We start from the raw sequence: 1,999 nt of genomic DNA, 5'->3' as shown, positions 1-1,999 counted from the left end.
GCAGCGGGTGGTGATCACCCCGTCCCTGCGCGTGCGCGGCTCGTCCGCGCCGCCGTCCGCCTGACCGCTGCCGCACGGCGGGTCACCGGGCCAGCCACCCGCCGTCGACCGGCAGCACGACCCCGTGCACGTAGTCGGCGGCGCGGGAGCACAGGAACAGCACCGCGCCCGCGATGTCCTCGGGGTCGGCCCAGCGCCCGGCCGGGATCCGGTCGAGGATGGACCGGTTGCGGTCGGGGTCCGCGCGCAACGCGCCGGTGTTGTCCGTGGCGACGTAGCCGGGCGCCACGGCGTTGACGTTGACCCCGCGGTGCGCCCACTCGTTGGCCAGCGCCTTGGTCAGGCCCGCCACCGCCGACTTCGACGCCGTGTAGCCGGGCACGGTGATGCCGCCCTGGAAGCTCAGCATCGACGCGACGTTGACGATCCGCCCCGTGCCGCGGGCCAGCATCGCCCGGCCGACGTCGCGCGACAACGTCCACGTGGCACGGAGGTTGACCGCCAGCACGTGGTCGAAGTCGGCGTCGCCGTGCTCGGCGGCCGGTGCGCGGCGGATCGTGCCGCCGTTGTTGACCAGCACGTCCACCGCCCGCCCGGCGAGCAGCGCGCCCAGCTCGGCCACCTGACCCGGGTCCGCGAGGTCCGTGCGCACGGGCGTGAACACGCGGCCCTCGCCCTCGACGGCGGCCCGCGCCGCGCTCGCGCCCTCGGGCATCGACGAGCTGATGCCGATCACGTCGGCGCCCGCCGCGGCCAGCAGCCGCGACACGGCGAGCCCGATGCCGCGACCGGCGCCGGTGACGGCGGTCGTCTGCCCGGTCAGGTCGAACAGCCCACCCACCTCGGGCCTCACCGGAGCTCCGCCGCGGGGTGCGGGTCCATGTCGTCGAACGCCTGGTTCTCGCCCGCCATGGCCCAGACGAAGCTGTAGGAGGCGGTGCCGACGCCGCTGTGCAGCGACCACGGCGGCGAGATGACGGCCTGCCGGTCGGCCACGACCAGGTGCCGGGTCTCGGTCGGTTCACCCATCAAGTGCACGACCCGGGCTTCCTCGGGCAGGCCGAAGTAGAGGTAGACCTCCGTGCGGCGCACGTGCGTGTGCGCGGGCATGGTGTTCCACATGCTGCCGGGGTGCAGCGTCGTCACGCCCATCACGACCTGGCAGCTGCGCACGCCGTTCTCGTGGACGTACTGGGTCAGCGTCCTGCGGTTGGACGTCAGCGGGTCGCCCAGCTCCCGCACCGTGCCCTCGCCCGGCTCCACCAGCACTGTCGGGTACGCGGTGTGCGCGGGCGCGGAGAACAGGTAGAACGCCGCCGGCGAGGCGGGGTCGTCGGAGGAGAACGAGACCTCGCCCGCGCCCCGGCCGACGTACAGGCAGGCCGTCGGCGCGAGCCGGTGCTCCTCGCCGTCCACGACCACCGTGCCCGGACCGCCCACGTTGACGATCCCGGCCTCGCGGTGGTCGAAGAACCGCTCGGACCGGATCTCGGGGAACGTCGGCAGGCTCAGGGGACCGGTGCGCGGCAGCGCGCCGACCAGCACGACGCGGTCGTGGTGGCTGTAGACCGCGCGCACCTCGTCCTCGGTGAACAGGTCTTCCACCAGGTAGTTCCGCCGCAGCTCGTCCGTGCCCATCGACCGCACCTGCTGCGGTCCGATCGCGTAGCGCTGATCCACGCCGTCGTCCTCCTCGCTCGATCACTTCACCGCTCGACAGCGAAAAGCAGTCAATCCCAGTCAGAAGCGGAGAGCAATACTGTGCGGTTTGTTTGTTACGATCAATTTCGATCAGGATTCGGGGGTGGCAGTCGTGGACGACGGACCGCAGGCGGTCGACGGCGGCGTCATGCTGCCCACCGACCGGCGGCAGTGGCTGCTGGCGCACCTGACCGGCCGGGGCGTCGTGCGCATCACCGCCATCGCCCGCGCCATGGGCGTCACGGCGGTCACGGTCCGGCGCGACGTCAACGGCCTGGCCGCCGAGGGGCTGGTCGAG

General features: G+C 72.9%; 3 protein-coding genes. 1 reads left to right on the top strand and 2 read right to left on the bottom strand.

The features are described from left to right. Positions 1-82 precede the first annotated feature (82 nt). Positions 83-853: an SDR family oxidoreductase gene (locus tag AB0G02_RS37185; RefSeq protein WP_360804292.1), complete on the bottom strand. Its 771-nt coding sequence runs from the start codon at positions 851-853 to the stop codon at positions 83-85. Continuing rightward, complete coding sequence (kduI, locus tag AB0G02_RS37180) at positions 850-1,680, bottom strand: 5-dehydro-4-deoxy-D-glucuronate isomerase (RefSeq protein WP_360804289.1); 831 nt, start codon at positions 1,678-1,680, stop codon at positions 850-852. Before kduI ends, AB0G02_RS37185 begins: the two co-directional genes overlap by 4 nt. Before the next feature lie 124 nt (positions 1,681-1,804). On the opposite strand from kduI, the gene AB0G02_RS37175 reads away from it, so the two are divergent. Beyond that, the coding region (locus AB0G02_RS37175; protein ID WP_360804286.1) for a DeoR family transcriptional regulator at positions 1,805-1,999 on the top strand (195 nt) is incomplete at its 3' end.

Source organism: Actinosynnema sp. NPDC023658 (genome assembly GCF_040639995.1).
GTDB lineage: Bacteria > Actinomycetota > Actinomycetes > Mycobacteriales > Pseudonocardiaceae > Actinosynnema.
This window is presented reverse-complemented; position numbering and strand designations above follow the sequence as displayed.